Raw genomic sequence first — 16,534 nt, 5'->3', positions numbered from 1 at the left:
AGTACTCATTCGGCCACTCTGTGAACAAGCATCGACCGGGCGCCTAGGCTGCGATAGCCGCTAGCGTTTACGAGACCCGCCGTAAAGGGGGGATGTATGAACGACGAGGCCCAGGACTACGCGTCAGTCGTAGAACTGTTCGGGCGCATGGTCGCAACGCTCCGAGAGGCCGCCGGATACCGTCAGGCCGAACTCGGGCGCACCATGTATGGCCTGAGCGCCACCCGGTTGAACCAGATCGAGCGAGGAACCGGGCACCCTCCGACACTGGCGAACGCAAAAGCTTTGGATGCCACGCTCAAAACGGGTGGACTTCTCGCCGAACTGTGGAAGCACGTCACCAGCCGAACGTTTCCTGCGTGGTCGCAGCCCTTCATGGATCTCGAAAGCTCTGCACGCGAAATGCGCATGTACCTAGTCCAAGTCGTGCCTGGCCTACTCCAGACGGAGGACTACGCACGGGCGGTGTTGCGGATGGGTCGCTCACTTCGGGACGAGGCTCATCTCGAAGAACGCGTTCTCAGCCGATTGGGTCGGCAGGAAAGACTCAATGGTCCGGACGCACCATATCTCTGGGTAGTCCTCGACGAAGCTGTCATTCGTCGACCGATCGGTGGGCCGGACACCATGAGACATCAACTGGCTCACCTACTGGCCACTGAGCACAACGACCGCATCAGCGTGCAGATTCTCCCGTTCGAGGAGGCCGAACATGAAGGGATGGGCGGCTCGTTGACAGTGCTCACGACGCACGACAAGCGCGAAGTCGCCTACACCGAAGGAGCGGACGTCGGGCGTCTGATCGAGGATCCGGGCGAAGTCGGGCAGTACGCCGTAACCTACGATCGCCAACGGGCACGAGCCCTACCGGTAGGGATGTCCATGGACATGATCCGAGAAGCTATGGAGGGCCTAGACCGTGCACGCTTCCCAAGCTCTGCCCAAGCCCTGCGCCTGGCGAAAGTCCAGTCACAGCAACTCGGAAGGCGGTCAGTGCGTGGAAGTCGGGCACGCCCCCGGCACCGTCCCCGTCCCCGTCCGTGACAGCAAGGACCCCAACGTGGGCCATCTCATAATCAGCGCAACCGCATGGACCGCTCTCACCGCGTCGCTGCGCACCTGAGCCACCAGTCCGCCATGGGTCCGGCCGGCTCTGCCTCCTGTAATAGGACTGGCGCGACTGCCTGTCGCCCTGCGGGTGTCCGGGTTCGGGACCCGCAGGGCGATGTTCGGAGGCCGGTCAGCCGGGGATGTTGCCCGGCGACGGGAACCTACGGACGAAAGGGCCGAATGACGACGGGAGTTCCCCCAATGGGGTCGATGGTCACGGGAGTCAGCTCGGGAACGGACGGAAAGCTGTTCACCTGCATGTCCCCATGCATGCACTGGTAGTACCTGGTCTTGGCGAGAGGAGCGCCGACAGCCCAATAGGTGGCATTCCATTGCGCGTCGCACTTTGTCTTGAGCAAGGGCGAATCCAGGGCGCTCGCCGGAGTTCCGACGGCCAGGACGAGCAAGGGTGCCGATGCGGCGGCAAGTGCCAAGGAGGTGGCAATTCGACGGGTTCTCATGAGGAGTCGGTCCCCTTATCGAGGTTGAACGAGTGCCCGTGCAGGGCAGTCCAACGCGGGGTGCGCCGGATCGAGTCAACGATCGCAACGACCGAGCGCAGGAGTAAGCCCGCCAAAGTTGCCCATCCCCGCTCCGAAAAGCCACTGGCCGCGCTACGAATGCCACTGGCTGCGGCACCTGGCCCGTGCTACGGGAAACGGCACACGGGCCCTCACCCGGCCGCCTCGTCGGGAGCCGAGTCCGCTGCCGTCGCCGTCGCCGTCGGGTCAGGACAAGCCCGAGCCCAGCGCGACGAAGGCGCAGATCAGAACGAACAGGATGGCCAGCAGGGGTGCCGCGAAGCGGAGGTACTGGTTGTAGCCGACCTTGGCCAGGGACACGCCGCCCATGATGACCGCCGTCGTCGGCACCCACAGGTTCATCCACCCGGACGCCGACTGCCACGCGGTCACCACCAACGAGCGTGGCACGTCGGCGAAGTCGGCCAGTGGCGCCAGAATCGGCATGGCCAGCGTCGCATGCCCCGAGGTCGAGGGGATCAGGAAGGCCAAGGGCAGGTTCACCACGAAGATCAGGATGCCGAACAGCGCCGAGGAGGCGTCCGAGACCGCGCCCTCCATCGAGTGCAGGACCGTGTCGGTGACCTGGGTGTTGTTCATGATGACGGTGACCCCGCGGGCCAGCATGATGATCAGCGCCGGCGAGATGAAGTCGGCCGCGCCCTGAATGATCGTCTCCGCGAGCTTCTTCTCCCCCAGCCGGGCCAATACCCCGACGATCACCGCCGCCAGGATGAACATCGCCGCCAACTCGGGGAATGACCAGCCCAGTTCCCAGTCGTACGGATCGGCGTCGGCGTCACCGCTGAGCACCTGGGCCCACGGAATGATCGCGAAGATCATGAACACGAAGGTGATGGTCACCACGACCAACACGATCCGATGGATGCGCGTCAACGGCGGCGGCTCGCCGCCGGTGGCCGCCGCTTCCGCCTTTTCGCGGTCCCCCGGCAGGAAACCCACCAGCGAACGGGACGGATCGGCCTTGACCCGATGGGCATACCGCACCACATACAGGATGGTCACCGTGGTCAATACGATCAGCATCAGCAACCGCAACACGATGCCGTCACCCAACGAGATGTCCGCCGCCGAGGAGGCGACACCGGTCGCGAACGGGTTGACCGTCGAGCACAACACCCCCACACCCGCGCCCAGGATGATGGTGCCGGTGGCCACCATCCGGTCGTAGCCCAGCGCCAGCATCAACGGCACGACCAGGCCGTAGAACCCGAGCGTCTCCTCGGCGAAACCCTCGACCGAGCCAAGGATGGCGAACACGGTCATGATCGCCACGATCAGCACCGCCCCACGCGTTCGCAACCGATGCGCGAGGCGGGCGATGCCGCGGTCCAGCGCGCCGGTGGCGAACACCACGGTGATGAACGCCCCGATGGCCAGCACGAACAGGAACACCGCCGCGCTGCCGTACAGATCGCCCGTGTTGTCCGGCGCGACCTGCCCGCTCTGCGCGTCCTTGAGCCCGTACAGGCCGTTGACCGGCGACAGGAACAGGTCGTTGAGCCGCTGGACGAAGTCCTCCGGCGACTCGGTCTGGTGGTAGGTCCCCGCGACCGGCTTGCCGTCCTCGTCGAGCCGGTACTCGCCGGCCGGAATCGCGAACGTCAGGGCCCACACCGCGATGGTCACGATCGCCAGCACCGTCAGCGCGCTCGGAAAGCGGAAGCCGCGCTTGGGCGGCGGCGCTTCGTCCTCGGTCCGGGTCGACGCCTGGTCGGTGCTCACGCGCTGCTCCTTGCGGCTGACTGATGAATCCGGGGTGGGTGGGCGGGCCGCCGGATCGCGCACCGCCCGCGTCTACGGACATCCGCGGCGCCCGTCGATCCCGCAGCGAACGCTCGTGCCCGGCACGGCGTTCGCCGAAGGCGCTAATCGCCCCCGAAACGGTCCGCGTACGCCGCGAAGAACACGGCCTCCGCCACCACCGCGTCGCGCAGTTCGCTCACCAACACCCGCTCGTTGGGCCCATGCAGGTTGCACATGCTGTCCTGCGCCCCAAACAGCAGGATCTCCGCGTTCGGTTGCGCCGCCACCAGGCTGTTGACCAAGGGAATCGATCCGCCCGCGGCCGCGTGTACCGGCTCCGCGCCCCACGCCGTGCGCAGCGCCTCGTGCGCGGCCCGATAGGCTACCCCGTCGGTGGCCGCCGCGAACCCCGACCCCGGAGCGCCGGCCTGGGTCACTCGCAGTGGCACCCCGAACGGCCGTAGCCCGACCAGGAATTCGATCAGCAGACGCTGCGCCTGCACCGGGTCCTGGGCCGGGTGGCAGCGCATGTTCAGCTTCGCGCGGGCGGCCGGCACCACGGCGGACGCGGCCCGTTCGACCGAGGGCGCGTCCAGGCCGGTGACCGTGATCGCCGGCCCCGACCACAGGCGCGAGCCCAGATTTCCGGTACCGATCAGCGGCATGCCCTCGCGGATCCCGGCCAGCCGGCGGAACTCCTCCTCGTTCCAGCCGCCGCCCGACCACTGCTCGCGGCGCAGACCCGGCACGGCCACGTCACCGTTCGCGTCGTGCAGCGCGGCCAGGGCGTGCAGCAGGACCAACAGCGCGTCGGGTGCCGCGCCGCCGAAGTTGCCGCTGTGCTTGGCCTCTTCGAGGGTGTGCACCTCGACGATCACCTCGACCACCCCGCGCAGCGCCACCGTCAGCGTGCCGGTACCCGGGCGGATGTTGCCCATGTCGGCGATCACCATCGCGTCGCACGCGAACTCGTCAGGATGCTCCTGCGGGTAGTCGTCGAACTCGCTGCCGTACTCCTCCTGTCCCTCGAATACGATCCGGATCCCCACCGGGGGCCGCCCGTCGAAGGCACGCAGCGCGCCCAGGTGCACGATCAGGTTCGACTTGTCGTCGGCCGTCCCACGTCCGTGGATCGCACCGTCGACATCGGTCGGCTCGAACGGCCGCGTCGACCACAACGACTCGTCGCCGGCGGGCTGTACGTCGTAGTGCCCGTACAGCAGCACGGTCGGCGCATCCGGGTGCGGCGGTGGGATGTGGCCGGTGATCACCGGCGCGGTGTCCGGCAGCCGCAGTGCGGCGACGTCCCGCACACCGGCCTCGCGCAACAGCTCGACCAGCAGGTCGTGGGCCTGCCGCACCGGCTCGGGCGGATAGCCGGGAAACGCGATCGAGGGGATCCGGGTGAGCCGCCGCAGGTCCTCGCAGAGGCTGTCGAGCATGCCGTCGACCCGCGTGGTCAGCTCATCCATCGCCATGCTCCCTCACCGCGCCGGGTACGGTACGCCGATCGCGTCGCGCGCCCCATGTTGCCCCGAATCAGTCCATACCGGATTATCCGCCGCGCGACGCCACGCGCCTTCACCCGACCGGCCGCACCGGGTGGAGGGCCGATCGGGTGAAGGCTCACATCGGGGACAACCCGATGCTCATCCGGGTCGCACGAGTTCGCGCGGCGGACGCAACCGTGCCGAGAGGATCAGAGGATCGCGTAGGGTCCGGCCCCGAGTTGGGTCCACGAACTCCACCCGGCGTGATAGGTCGCGTGCCAGATCGTGTTGTCAGTCCCGAGGTCGAACAACTCCAGGCTGTTCGTACCGGTGTCGAATACCGCCGCGGGCGCCGTCTTGAACTTGAAGTCCAACCCCATCACGCTCCACCCGACCCAACCGGTCGACTCCTGGAACACGTTGTGCCACACCGCGTTGTCCGTCCCCAACCCGAACAACTCCATCGCCTGGGTATCCGGATTGAACACCGCCGTGGGAATCGCCGTGAACTTCGACCCCGCATCCATCACCGACCAGCCCTCCCAGGCCGTCCCGTTCTGAATGTAGTTGTGCCACACGCTGCCGTCCGTGCCCAACGCGAACAACTCCAACGCATGAGTCGCCGGGTTGTACGCCACCGACGGCGTGCCCTTGAACTTGAAGCCGACGTTCATCGACGACCATTCCGACCAACCCGTGGCGCTTTGGAAATACGCGTGGTAGACCGCGTTGTCCGTCCCCAGCGCGAACAACTCCAACGCCTGCGTATCCGGGTTGTACGCCGCCGTCGGCGCACCCTTGAACTTGGCGGAGGCATTCATCACGGACCAGTCGGACCAGCCGGTGCCGTTCTGGTTGTACGCATGCCATATCGAGTTGTCCGTGCCACGACCAAACAGCTCGAACGCGCTCGTCGCGGGGTTGAAGACCGCCGTCGGCGTCTCCGCGAACTTCGAGGTCGCACCCATCACCGACCAGTCCGACCAGCCGCCCTGGAAGTAATACGCGTGCCACACCGCGTTGTCCGTCCCCAACGCGAACAACTCCATCGCATTGGTGGAGGGGTTGAACGCGGCCACCGGAGCACCCTTGAACTTGGCACCCGGACCCAACGTCGTCCACCCCGACCAACCCGCACCCGCCGTGTTCGAGTCGTGCAGCATCGACCCGTCCGCACCGACCGCGAAGATCTCCGACGTCTGCGTCGACGGGTTGTACGCACTCGCCCGCGACGCCGTCGCAATCGCCGGCCCGGGGTCGGGGGCGTCGTCGGCGATCTTGTTGTACCGGTACGCGCTGTAGGTACTGGTGGGGTGCCCGGCCAGGGTGGATGCGTTCAGGCTGCCGCTCTCGTAGTTCGTCGGTCGCGAGCGGCTGCTCTCCTGGTAGTAGGAGAAGGTGCCGGCAGCCTTGTTGTTCCAGCCCGCGAAGAGGATCACATGCGGGTTGCTGTTGAGGATGTCGCCGGGCTGCAGGTCCCATTTGGATATCTGGGTTGCGACATCGGGCAGGTCGTAGGTCGTGCGGCTGTACGACAACTGCCAGGCCATCGAGACGAAGCCCGAGCAGTCCTGCCGATAACGGCCGCCGGTGGCGTCGTCGCGCCACCAACTGTAGGGCGATTGGAGGCCGTTCGTGCTGTAAGGTACGCGCGCGTCGACCCAGTCCTGGGCCCGGGCCAGGGTCTGACCACGGGTCACGGTACCGCCGGGCGCGGCGCCGTTACCGAGGGACCCGGTGGAGGTGACGGACGCGCCGTCGGCCTGGATGCTGTCGGCCAGGGCGGGTTGGGCGCCGAGGATGGTGACGGCCACGCCGGTGGCGATGACGATGCTCAGCCCGCGGCTGAGCGTTCGGTTTCGAGGCATGATCTCTCTCTTGATCGACAGGGTGGTTCGGGAGGCGGAAAAAGCGCTCCGGAAGAGTCCGGAAGTGCTCAGCGCTCGGCGGCCTGGGTCGCCAACGCGCCGAGAGTCGTGGGGTCGTTGCCGGTGTCGTAGGTGGGCATCGGCCGGTCGGCGCGCTCGTCGAACTGCATGAGCGTCAGGGCCGGGCCGCGCTTGACGACGTAGAGGTGGTTGGTCTGTTCGCCGTCCGCTGCCATACCGCCCGCGCCGGTCCAGTGCCGGGACCAGGCCGTGCCCGCGTCGATGGTCGCGGTTCGGGTGACCACGGCGTCGACGGCGACGCGGGCCGTGGCTTGCACCGACCGGGACACGTCCTGACAGCGGGTCAGATCGGCGACCACCCGCTGATAGGCGGCCTCGGCCTCCGCCTCGCTGCGGAAGGTGAAGATCTGTTGGCCGGCAGCGCTTTCGGCCGCGTTGGTGTAACCCTGCTGCTGCCAGTTCGCGGCTCCGGCCACGGTCGCGCACTCGTTGATCGCGATCGGCCCGGCGTTCACCTCGCGGGTGCTCGGCGGACCGTCCGGGGTCCAGCCGAAGGATGCCTGGCCGGGCAGCCGGACGAGGGACTCGGGTCGCAGGGCCGCGGTGACCGGCGCCGGTCCGGATCCGCCGCCGGCCCTGGGGGGCGGCACATCGGCCGGGCCGGAAGGCGGGTTCGCGCCGTCCGGCGAGGTCGGCGTGCTCGGCGTGGGGCCGACAGCGGGTGCGGCCGATGCGGGCTCGGTGGGTCCGGCGGGTGTCGGTCGGATCGGGTCGAGCGTCCGCTCCTTGGCGGAAGTCGGTTTCTGCGGCGCGGAGTTCGCCTTGTGGGAGGACTTCGCACAGCCGACGGCCAGGGCACAAACGGCGGCAAGAAGGGTCGCCTGGATCGCGGTCGATCGGCTCGGTGGAAGCGGACGGAACATGGCTGTACTCCTGGTCGGGTGTGGGTTCGGACGGCCCGAATCCCCGGTCGGCACGGCGTTGGACGCCGACACGGTGGCCGGGACGGCAGAAGGTGACCGCTCGTCGACCGGTGCGCGAGACAAGCGCCTCGCGCCTGGTACGGGCGGTGCGGAATCAGGCCGCGAAGGTGGCGACCGGAAGACGATCGGCGTCACCGCACAGGAGTCGCGCTGCGGCGAACCCGGCGTGGTCGGCGGACTCGGCGTGGTCGTCGTGCTCGCGGTGCTCGACACACTCGCGAGGCTCGGCGTGCTCGGTGGCTCGATAGACGTTCGGCACAGCAGCCCCCTGGCTGACGTACATCCCCCGGCCGAGCAAGCTCCTCGGCGCTGGCGATTAAAATCGCCAACACCGTCAGGCTAGGTGAATCGAGGCGGTAATCCAAGGGCTTGGAAGACTTGTCGTAGATCTTCTGACGGAGTAACAAATTCCGCTACAACGCAGGTCGTCGGCCCATCGGCAGACATTCCCGGGCAACTCGGAAGGGATTGCGTCGAGCCCCGGGAAGCCGATGCCGTGACGGCGATTTAAATCGCCCATTTGGTATGTCGCGCTAACGTATGGGGACGTGACGGGAGGCGGTAGACATGGTTGCGGGGTCCGAGGGCGACGCACGTCGCCCCGTTGGTCACGCGCGCGAGATCGCCGACAAGCTGGACGGTCTCATCGCACGCGAGGCGACCAAGTCGGCCGGCCGCGCGCCGACCTATCGCGAACTCGCCGACCGGATCAACGCGCTCGCCGGCCGTGACGTCATCTCCAAGGACACCGTCCGCAACCTGCACCTCGGCGTGACCCAGAAGGGACAGCCGCCGAACCCCACTGTGGACACCCTCGACTGGCTGGGTCGCGGCTTCGGCATCCGCGAGGGCGCGCGCTACTTCCTGGACAACGCGCAAACCGAGTCCGTCAACGCCCAGTTCGACCGGCTCGACGACATCGGCGGCCTGCGTCAGGCACTGGGCAACGCCGAGGTCGTCGGCCTGGTTCAGCGGGCCTCGGGGTTGTCCGACGGCAGCCTGCACATGCTGGCCGCCCTCGCGGACCGACTCAAGGCACTGGAGGAGGACGCCTCGTCCGAGCGGAAAGCGGGTCCCACGGGCGAGGGCTGATCCCCGGAGCACACCGCCCGACCACCGCGCCCCGACGATGCCGTACCTCGTCCCGAGTCATCGCCAAAGGACAGCCCGAACCGCCATGCCACTACCCCGGGGCCTACGCAAACGCTGTGAGGACATCCTCGCCCGGCTGACGCTTCCCTCCCCGTTCACCGTCGAGGCGTTCCGGGCGCTGCTGGAGCAGCATCGGGGCAGGCCGATCGTGCTGGAGCCGCTGCCGGTGCTCGGCGCCGACGTCCCGTGCGGGCTGTGGATCGCCCTGCCCAGTGTCGACGTGGTCTTCTACGAACAACACACCAGCCCCGCCCACCAGGACCTGATCAAACTGCACGAACTCGGCCACGTCCTGTGCGAACACACCGGCGTCCTGGAACTGACCCATCTGACCGCGCTGTTGCCCGACTTGGCCCCGGAGTTCGTGGCGCACGCGATGGGTTCGGGGCGCACGAGCTACACCACCGTCCAGGAGCAGGAGGCGGAGATGATCGCGCTGTTGCTCGCGGACCTGACCGGAACGGATGCCCCGAGCACGCCCGCGTCCCGGCGGCTGGCCGACAGCCTGGTCCACCCGGTCCGCACACGCCGACGTTGGAGAAGGAACTGATGCGCGCCCTGTTCGTGATGCTGATACCGATCCTGCTCTGGATCGTCGTGCTCTGGCGCGCCCCCTCGGTCCGAGGTACGCCCGCCTCCAGGGCGCTGTGGGCCACATCGGCGGCCGTCGCCGTCGCGCTGAGCATGCGGCCGGCCTTCGTCGCCCGGCGCCTGGAGTCGCTGACCGGCGTAATCGACGTGACGCAGCTGATCAAGCATCTCGCCGCGCTGACGGCGACGTGCTTCATGGTGAACTTCGTCTACGCCATCCACGGTCGGCCCGGTGGGCGGGTGGGCCACCCCCGACTGCGTTACGCCGTCACCACGGTGGCCGCCGTGGTCATGACGGTGCTGTTCGTCTTCTTCCTGCCGCACGATCATCGCGGCTCCACCGGGATCGACGCGCACTACGGCGATCCGGCCGTGCAGCTCTATCTCGCGGTCTTCTACCTCTTCCTGGCCACCTCCACGGCCGTGTCGGCCAGGCTGTTCTGGTCGAACCGGCGCAATGTTCCCGCGGGTCTGCTCCGCACCGGCATCCGGTTCCTCGCCGCGGGCACCGCGACCGGGTTCGCCTACGCCCTCTACCGAGTCGGCTATGTGGCGGTGATGGGCGACGCCACCGAGATGGACGAGGCCGGCAAGCCGGTCCCCCTGTTCGACCCGGTCTCCGAACTCCTGCCGGCACTGGCCATGATCCTGATCGTGCTCGGGCTGTCGATCCCGCCCACCCGCACCGTCTTGCGCTACTTCCGCGATCAACACGCGATGTGGAAGTTGTACCCGCTCTGGTCCGACCTGGTCGACACCGTGCCGCACGTGGTGTTCGGCACGCCCGTCGGCCGGGTCCGTGATCTGTTCACCCTCGGCGACCGGACGCTCGACGTGGCACATCGCGCGTTCGAGATCCGCGACGCCACCCTCGCGCTGCGCGACGATGCCCCCTTCGCCTCGAACGAGACCACCCTTGCCGGACCGACCGACCGGCAACCCGGGGACGACCGGCAACGCGCGCAGGTCGAGGCGATCTGGCTGCACGCGGTGGCCCGGGCCAAGTCCGAGGGCACCCCGGTTCCGAAGATGCCGCCCGCGCTCAGCCGCACCGCCGGCGGCGGTACCCCCCGGGAGGAGATCGCCTGGCTGCTCCGGGTGGCCGACCACTATCGACGGATCGACGACGCCGGGTCACCGGTCCCCGCCGGCGCCGACCCGCACGCGGTCTGAGCACCGCCCGAGCCTCCGCGCCGCATGCGCCGACCGGGGCGGTCAGCCGGCGCCGCGCGAAGGCGTCGCACCACGAAAAGACGGTCCCCCGTCTCGCACGGGGGTCGAGACGAGGGACCGGCCGGCACCGCGTCACGGGGGGAACGCGGTGATCGGGCCCGCCTCCGCGACGGAGGCGGGGTGGGTGGGAGCGGGTGTCAGTTCACCCGCGGGGTGACCTGGCCGCTGAACAGGTAGCGTCCGCCCCCCTCGAAGGTTCCGAAGCTCACCGGGCGCCAGATCACCGATCCGGGCTCCCGCATCGCGAACACGTCCTCGGCGACCGCGACCAGCGGCAATTCCCGCACCGCGTCCGGCAGGCTTTCCGCTATTTCCCCGGTCAGTTCGATCCGCAGCACCAAGCCCTCGCCCTCGGCGCCGACCCGCACCTCGAAGCGCTGCATGGCGCGTTCGTACACGCCGACGTAGCGCTCCGGGTCGACGGCCGGAGGTTGCGCGGGCGGCGCGAACGGGGCGGGCAGCGCGACCTGCGCGACCTCGGCGAAGATCTCCCGGAACAGGTCCTCGTACAGCTCCGGTGCGTCTCCGCCGTTGGTCAACAGCGCCACCGCCAGGCCCTGTTCGGGCAGAACCCGGAGGAACGCGTACTGTCCGATGGTGCCGCCGTCGTGGCCGACCACCTCGTGGCCGTCCCACGCGTAGCGGTGCCAGCCCAGTCCCCACGACGCGTCCATGGCCGCGAGGTCGGGCATGTCGACGTGCTTCTCGCGCATCGCGAGGGCATGTTCGGCACCCAGGAGTCGGCTCCCGTCGGCGGTCGCGCCGTCGGCCAGGTGCAGTCGGGCGAACCGCAACAGCTCCGCCGAGGTGGAACCGATCAGGCCGGCGGGTCCGGCCGAGCGGGGCAACATCCACACCGGCGCGACCTGCGGGTCGCCGCCGTCCTGGGACACGTGGCCCACCGCCGCGCGCAACAGCAGGGCCTCCTCGGGCAGCGTGATGGTGCGCTCCAGGCCCAGCGGCCCGCTCAGCCGCTCGCGCAGCACCTGGTCCCAGGTCTTGCCGGTGAGGTGTTCGATCACCCGTCCGGCCAGGTTGAAGCCGGAGTTGCAGTACGACCAGGCACCGCCGGGCGGGAACACCTGCGCCGCGTCCTCCAGCGTCGCCACGTACTTGGCCAGACAGTCGTCGCCGCGCCCGGTGTCGATGAACCGGTCGCCCTCGATGCCGCTCGTGTGGGTGAGCAGGTGGCGCATGGTGATCTGCTTGGCGAGCTCCGGGTCGGACAGCCGCAGTTCGGGCAGAACCTCGCTCAGCGGCTGGTCCAGGTCCAGCAGACCGTCCTCGACCAGTTGCATGACCAGCGTCGTGGTCCACACCTTGCTGATCGAGCCGATCTGGAACACCGAGTCCGTGGTCACCGGGACCCCGGTGTTCAGATTGAGCACGCCGTACGCGGCCTCGACCAGGTCGTCCGACGCGTGCTCGTCCAGGCGCAGGATGCCCAGCGTCGCCCCGGGGATCCGGTGACGCTCGGCCAACGTGGACAGCCGGCGCTGCCAGTGCGCGGCGTCCAGCGGGGCGGGTCGGGTGCGGCCGGCGGATCCGGCGTACTGCTCGACCCAGTCGACGATCCGGCGGTTCCAGTCCAGCCGGTGCGAGGGCGGGCCGTCGAGGATGAACAGGTGCGACCCGTCGGGGTAGAGCACCATCCGGGCGGGCACGTCACGTTCGCGCAGCGCGCCGAACCACTGCTGGGCCTGGCCGAGCGGACACCGCACGTCGGCGGCGCCCTGTAGGAGCAGCGTGGGTGTGCGCACGTCGCCGACCTTGGTGAACGGGTTCGATCGCGCGTACAGGTCGACGTCGTCCCACGGGGTGCCGCCGAACTCGGCCCAGCCCATGTAGGAGCCCATGTCGGAGGTGCCGGCCAGGCTGTTCAGGTCGCTGACCACGCCGCCCGCGACGGCCGCCGCGAAGCGCTGGTCGCGGCTGGTGAGGTAGCAGGTCATGTAGCCGCCGTAGCTGTAGCCGGTGACGGCCAGCCGCTGCGCGTCGGCGATGCCCTCGGCGACCAGTTCGTCCAGCGGCTCCAGGAAGTCCGGAGCGTCCATCGTGCCCCAGTTGCCGACCGTGGCGGCGTAGAAGTCCTCGCCGTAGCCGTCGCTGGCCCGGGGGTTGAGGGTCAGGATCGTCCAGCCGCGGGCGGCCAGTTCCTGGTGGTAGAGGTGCACCGAGTCGGCCGTACCGGTCCACGCGTTGTGCGGTCCGCCGTGGATGTCCAGCAGCAGCGGGGTGGGGCCGGTCACCTGCGGGTCGCGCAGCAGCCGTCCGTGCACCACGGTTCCGTCGGAGGTGGTGAACCGGCGGTCGATCGGGGTGAACAGCTCCACGTCCGGCAGGGCCTGCGTGCCGTGCCCGGTGAGCACCCGCTCGGTGCCGTCGGCCGGGTCGATCACGGCGATCTCGCCGTACGAGGTGGTGGTCGTCAGCACGATCGCGACGGCGCCGGAGCTGCGGGAGACGGACAGGCCCGAGACGGACCGTCCGGTGTCGCCGACCACCAGGCGCGCGTCGCCGCTTTCGAGGTCGAGTGCGTACAGGTGGGTGTTACCGGCCTCGCGGAGGCAGAACAGGAGTTCGCGGCCGTCGGACGTCGGCTGCGGCAGGCCACCCGGGTAGCCGGAGCCGCCCGGCATCACGTTGCGGTCCAGGGCTCCGGTCAGGTCGACGGTGGAGCCGCCGGCGAGCGGCACCCGCAACACCCGGTTATGCGCGGCGCTGGTGTACTCGGCGCCCAGCACCAGCAGCGACCGGCCGTCCGGGGTCCAGTCCACCCAACCGGCCATGCCGTCCGCCGAGCCGACCCGTTCGGCGGGCGCGGCGGGGGTGGCGAGGTCGACGACGTATGCCGCCGAGCGCATGGTCAGGTCCGCGTCCGCGTCCGGGCCGGCGGCGTAGGCCAGCCGCGTCCCGTCCGGTGACCAGGCCGGGTCGCTCGCGTGCCAGGCGCCCTCGGTCACCCGGGTGACCTCGCCGGAGGCCACGTCCACCACGTGCACGTGCCGGCGCAGGCTGCCCAGCATGCCCGCGCCGTCCACCTGGTAGTCCACGCGGTCGATGACCAACGGCGCCTTCGCCCGGGCGGCCCGGGCGGACTCGTCCTCGTCCGCCGTCGCGTACGTGTCGATCACGGCGCCGAACGCCAAGCGGGTGCCGTCGGGGCTCCACAGCGCGCGGCCGGCGCCCATCGGCAGGCGGGTCACCTGACGCGCGTCGCCGCCCTCGATCGGCAGCACCCACAGTTGCGGCGGGCCGTCGACGGCGCGCAGGAACGCCACCCGGGTCCCGTCCGGCGACCACACCGCGGTGCTGTCCGAGGGGCCTTCGGTGAGCCGCTGCGGCTCGCCGCCCGAGGTCGGAACCCACCACAGCGAGCGCACGTTGCGGTCCTTCGCCGCGTCGACGCCGACCAGGGTGTAGACCACCCGGGTGCCGTCGGGCGACACGGCCGGCTCGGTCGGCACCGTGATCGCGTTCAGGTCGTCCAGACGCAGACGTCGTGTCATGGCTTGCTCCATCCTGGTCGGCCCGTCCCGGTCGCCGCCCCGGTCGTCCGGTACCGGGAACGCCCGGCGAGAGCCGGGGCGGCGAGTCTCCGATCGACGCCGAAACCGACCCTCCCGTGGCGCGGGGTGACCGCAAGGGAGGATGTCGGCGCTCGTCGGTGGTGTCGAAGTGTTTCGCGGCGCAGCCCCGACGCTAGCCGGGCGCGAACGCGGTGGACTTCGTGGGCACGGACCAAGGACGACCGCGCTTTCGGTGCCATCCCACCAAGCGCGGGCCGGGGCCGGCGGGTAGACGGGCGGCGCGCGAGCCGCGTTACACGAATTCCTCGGTCGCCGGTGCGAGCTCGTCGCGCAGCATGCTGTAGAACACCACGTCGCGCCACCGACCGTCGCGGAAGGTGTAGGCACGTGCCACGCCCTCGCGGGTGAAGCCGACCTTTTCCAGGGCGCGTTGTTCGGCGAGGTTGTCCAGCTCGGTACCGGCCTCGATCCGGGCCACCTGGGTGTGTGCGAACAGGTAGCGCACCAGCAGGAGTTGGGCCCGGGTGCCGATCCCTTGGCCGCGCGCCTCGGGAAACAGGTTGATCCCGACGTTCCAGCAGTACGCGGTGCGCGAGGTGGCGATCTTGCGCCAGGCCACGAAGCCCGGCACCTCGCTGCCGCGGACCACCAGCAACAGCCCCCGGTCGTCGCCGATCAGGCCGTTCTCCGCCCATTGGCGACGCCAACCGCCCGGATCCGACCAGCCGTACCAGGCGAACGGTCCGACCGCCTCGGGATCGATCAGGAACCGTTCGAGAACGGATATGTCCGCTTCCGCCACCGGCCGCAATGACAGCTGGTCGCCGCTCATGAACCGACTCCGTCCGTCGTCGGCACCGTCACCGGCACCGGGCGGCGGCAGGCGAAGCCGGTGCTCCGGAGACGCGATGGGTGCGATACGTCAAGGCGACCGACAGTACTCGTGCCGCCGACCGCGCACGCCGTCGGTGCGCCGATCGCGGCTCGCCTCGTCACGAATCGGCGCGCGGCGGGTCCGGTTCGGGGCGGTTGGCCACCAGGCGACGCACCCGGGCGCGGAAGGAACGCCCGGACCGGTCGGGCAACGGCGGCCCGGGCGCCGCATCCGGCGCCGACTCGCTCCACCGACGGGCCTGCCACACCAGGGCGGCCAATTCGTCGGCACCCGACTTTCGGGATGGATCGTGCTGCGTCATGTCGACCCGCTGCCCGCCCAGACGCCCCACACTGCCGCCGAATGATCACGAATGTGCGACATATCCATAACAACACCGATGCTCGGCTTGCCAGACGGGTGCTTCGAAAGCCTCCGTCTCGCCTCACCGCGTGGCCCGTGTCGCGGGAAGCGAAACGCGCCGGTCCGCCGTATCGGGGCATGACGCACGCCATGTTGACGGCCCGTCCGGACGAGTGCTTTGGTGAGGCTCGCCTAAATCCGAGATTTGTTCGAATTCCTGAGCGGGGTCACCTGTGTTCGCCAACTACCTGATAGGTCTGCGCGAGGGCCTGGAGGCGGCCCTCGTGGTCAGCATCCTGATCGCCTATCTCGTCAAGAGCGAGCGCCGGGACGCGTTGCCCGCCGTCTGGCTCGGGATCGGCGGCGCCATCGCGGTGAGCGTCGGCCTGGAGGCCGGCCTGGAACTGACCTCGGCCGAGATGACCTTCGAGCAGAAGGAGCTGTTCGGCGGCTCGCTGTCGGTGCTCGCCGTGGTGTTGGTCACCTGGATGATCTTCTGGATGCGGCGGACCTCGCACGCGTTGAAGGCGCAGCTCCAGGGTCGGTTGGACCAGGCGCTGGCGATGGGCACCGGCGCGCTGGTGCTGACCGCGTTCCTGTCGGTGGGCCGCGAGGGCCTGGAGACCGCGGTGATCGTGTGGGGCACCGCCCGCTCCACCGGCGAGAACACCGACCCGATGATCGGCGTCGCCCTCGGCCTGGCCACCGCCGTCGTCCTGGGCTACCTCTTCTACGCCGGCGCCGTCCGGATCAACCTGGCCAAATTCTTCCTGTGGACCGGCGCCGGCCTGGTCGTCGTCGCCGCCGGCGTACTCGCCTACGGCGTCCACGACCTCCAGGAGGCCGACTTCCTCCCGGGCCTGACCGACCGCGCCTTCGACATCAGCGACACCATCCCCCCGGACAGCTGGTACGGCACCCTGCTCAAGGGCATCCTCAACTTCCAACCCGACCCCACGGTCCTCCAGGTCACCGTCTGGCTGCTCTACCTCGTCCCGGTCATGGCCCTGTTCTTCCTGCTCCCCAAGGGC

Annotated in this window: 14 protein-coding genes; 6 read left to right on the top strand and 8 right to left on the bottom strand. The window is 69.3% G+C overall.

Features of this window, described 5'->3' with window-relative positions:
- The first annotated feature begins 96 nt into the window (after positions 1-96).
- Complete coding sequence (locus tag A3IC_RS65400; protein WP_079026765.1) at positions 97-1,044, top strand: helix-turn-helix domain-containing protein; 948 nt, start codon at positions 97-99, stop codon at positions 1,042-1,044.
- Positions 998-1,123 carry a DUF397 domain-containing protein gene (locus A3IC_RS71455; protein WP_245599648.1) on the top strand — a complete coding sequence of 42 codons (126 nt, stop codon included), beginning with the start codon at positions 998-1,000 and terminating at the stop codon, positions 1,121-1,123. Before A3IC_RS65400 ends, A3IC_RS71455 begins: the two co-directional genes overlap by 47 nt.
- 715 nt (positions 1,124-1,838) lie before the next feature.
- On the opposite strand, the gene A3IC_RS0129580 is transcribed toward A3IC_RS71455, so the two are convergent.
- The 5 genes from A3IC_RS0129580 to A3IC_RS68995 form a co-directional block, all read right to left on the bottom strand.
- Positions 1,839-3,377, bottom strand: a complete 1,539-nt coding sequence (locus A3IC_RS0129580) for a YfcC family protein (protein WP_020553693.1) — start codon at positions 3,375-3,377, stop codon at positions 1,839-1,841.
- Between the two features lie 143 nt (positions 3,378-3,520).
- Entirely contained in the window at positions 3,521-4,876 is a 1,356-nt protein-coding gene (locus A3IC_RS0129575) for a M20/M25/M40 family metallo-hydrolase (RefSeq protein ID WP_020553692.1), read from the bottom strand.
- A 221-nt stretch (positions 4,877-5,097) separates the two neighbouring features.
- Positions 5,098-6,756 carry a DUF8189 domain-containing protein gene (locus A3IC_RS0129570; protein WP_020553691.1) on the bottom strand — a complete coding sequence of 553 codons (1,659 nt, stop codon included), beginning with the start codon at positions 6,754-6,756 and terminating at the stop codon, positions 5,098-5,100.
- Positions 6,757-6,824: 68 nt separating this feature from the next.
- The gene (locus tag A3IC_RS62825; protein ID WP_052173869.1) at positions 6,825-7,700 is read right to left on the bottom strand and encodes a hypothetical protein; all 876 of its coding nucleotides are present in this window, start codon (positions 7,698-7,700) and stop codon (positions 6,825-6,827) included.
- A 154-nt stretch (positions 7,701-7,854) separates the two neighbouring features.
- Positions 7,855-8,043: a hypothetical protein gene (locus A3IC_RS68995; RefSeq protein WP_205353780.1), complete on the bottom strand. Its 189-nt coding sequence runs from the start codon at positions 8,041-8,043 to the stop codon at positions 7,855-7,857.
- A gap of 284 nt (positions 8,044-8,327) precedes the next feature.
- Between A3IC_RS68995 and A3IC_RS0129555 the strand changes: the two genes are divergently transcribed.
- The 3 genes from A3IC_RS0129555 to A3IC_RS0129545 all read left to right on the top strand — a co-directional run bounded on the left by A3IC_RS0129555 (position 8,328) and on the right by A3IC_RS0129545 (position 10,676).
- Positions 8,328-8,852: a hypothetical protein gene (locus A3IC_RS0129555; protein WP_020553689.1), complete on the top strand. Its 525-nt coding sequence runs from the start codon at positions 8,328-8,330 to the stop codon at positions 8,850-8,852.
- 85 nt (positions 8,853-8,937) lie between these two features.
- Complete coding sequence (locus A3IC_RS0129550; protein WP_020553688.1) at positions 8,938-9,462, top strand: hypothetical protein; 525 nt, start codon at positions 8,938-8,940, stop codon at positions 9,460-9,462.
- Positions 9,462-10,676 carry an MAB_1171c family putative transporter gene (locus tag A3IC_RS0129545; protein ID WP_020553687.1) on the top strand — a complete coding sequence of 405 codons (1,215 nt, stop codon included), beginning with the start codon at positions 9,462-9,464 and terminating at the stop codon, positions 10,674-10,676. Before A3IC_RS0129550 ends, A3IC_RS0129545 begins: the two co-directional genes overlap by 1 nt.
- Positions 10,677-10,873: 197 nt before the next feature.
- Here A3IC_RS0129545 and A3IC_RS0129540 read toward each other — a convergent pair whose 3' ends face one another.
- The 3 genes from A3IC_RS0129540 to A3IC_RS0129530 all read right to left on the bottom strand — a co-directional run bounded on the left by A3IC_RS0129540 (position 10,874) and on the right by A3IC_RS0129530 (position 15,462).
- The gene (locus A3IC_RS0129540; protein WP_020553686.1) at positions 10,874-14,245 is read right to left on the bottom strand and encodes a serine hydrolase; all 3,372 of its coding nucleotides are present in this window, start codon (positions 14,243-14,245) and stop codon (positions 10,874-10,876) included.
- A 313-nt stretch (positions 14,246-14,558) separates the two neighbouring features.
- On the bottom strand, positions 14,559-15,098 hold the full coding sequence (locus A3IC_RS0129535) for a GNAT family N-acetyltransferase (RefSeq protein WP_020553685.1): 540 nt from the start codon (positions 15,096-15,098) through the stop codon (positions 14,559-14,561).
- Positions 15,099-15,258: 160 nt separating this feature from the next.
- A complete protein-coding gene (locus A3IC_RS0129530; protein WP_020553684.1) occupies positions 15,259-15,462 on the bottom strand; it encodes a hypothetical protein in 204 nt (67 codons plus the stop codon).
- A gap of 274 nt (positions 15,463-15,736) precedes the next feature.
- On the opposite strand from A3IC_RS0129530, the gene efeU reads away from it, so the two are divergent.
- The coding region (efeU, locus tag A3IC_RS0129525; RefSeq protein ID WP_020553683.1) for an iron uptake transporter permease EfeU at positions 15,737-16,534 on the top strand (798 nt) is incomplete at its 3' end.

The organism is Embleya scabrispora DSM 41855 (assembly GCF_000372745.1).
Lineage (GTDB): Bacteria > Actinomycetota > Actinomycetes > Streptomycetales > Streptomycetaceae > Embleya > Embleya scabrispora.
The sequence above is the reverse complement of the archived record's forward strand: the minus strand, read 5'-3'. Positions and strand labels throughout refer to the sequence as shown.

Bases quoted from the DNA above. Each gene is read 5' to 3' on its own strand.
- A3IC_RS0129545 (WP_020553687.1), top strand. From the start codon at position 9,462: ATGCGCGCCCTGTTCGTGATGCTGATACCGATCCTGCTCTGGATCGTC.
- A3IC_RS62825 (WP_052173869.1), bottom strand. From the start codon at position 7,700: ATGTTCCGTCCGCTTCCACCGAGCCGATCGACCGCGATCCAGGCGACC.
- A3IC_RS0129550 (WP_020553688.1), top strand. From the start codon at position 8,938: ATGCCACTACCCCGGGGCCTACGCAAACGCTGTGAGGACATCCTCGCC.
- A3IC_RS0129540 (WP_020553686.1), bottom strand. From the start codon at position 14,245: ATGACACGACGTCTGCGTCTGGACGACCTGAACGCGATCACGGTGCCG.
- A3IC_RS0129575 (WP_020553692.1), bottom strand. From the start codon at position 4,876: ATGGCGATGGATGAGCTGACCACGCGGGTCGACGGCATGCTCGACAGC.
- A3IC_RS0129570 (WP_020553691.1), bottom strand. From the start codon at position 6,756: ATGCCTCGAAACCGAACGCTCAGCCGCGGGCTGAGCATCGTCATCGCC.
- A3IC_RS65400 (WP_079026765.1), top strand. From the start codon at position 97: ATGAACGACGAGGCCCAGGACTACGCGTCAGTCGTAGAACTGTTCGGG.
- A3IC_RS68995 (WP_205353780.1), bottom strand. From the start codon at position 8,043: ATGTACGTCAGCCAGGGGGCTGCTGTGCCGAACGTCTATCGAGCCACC.
- A3IC_RS0129535 (WP_020553685.1), bottom strand. From the start codon at position 15,098: ATGAGCGGCGACCAGCTGTCATTGCGGCCGGTGGCGGAAGCGGACATA.
- A3IC_RS0129555 (WP_020553689.1), top strand. From the start codon at position 8,328: ATGGTTGCGGGGTCCGAGGGCGACGCACGTCGCCCCGTTGGTCACGCG.
- A3IC_RS0129530 (WP_020553684.1), bottom strand. From the start codon at position 15,462: ATGACGCAGCACGATCCATCCCGAAAGTCGGGTGCCGACGAATTGGCC.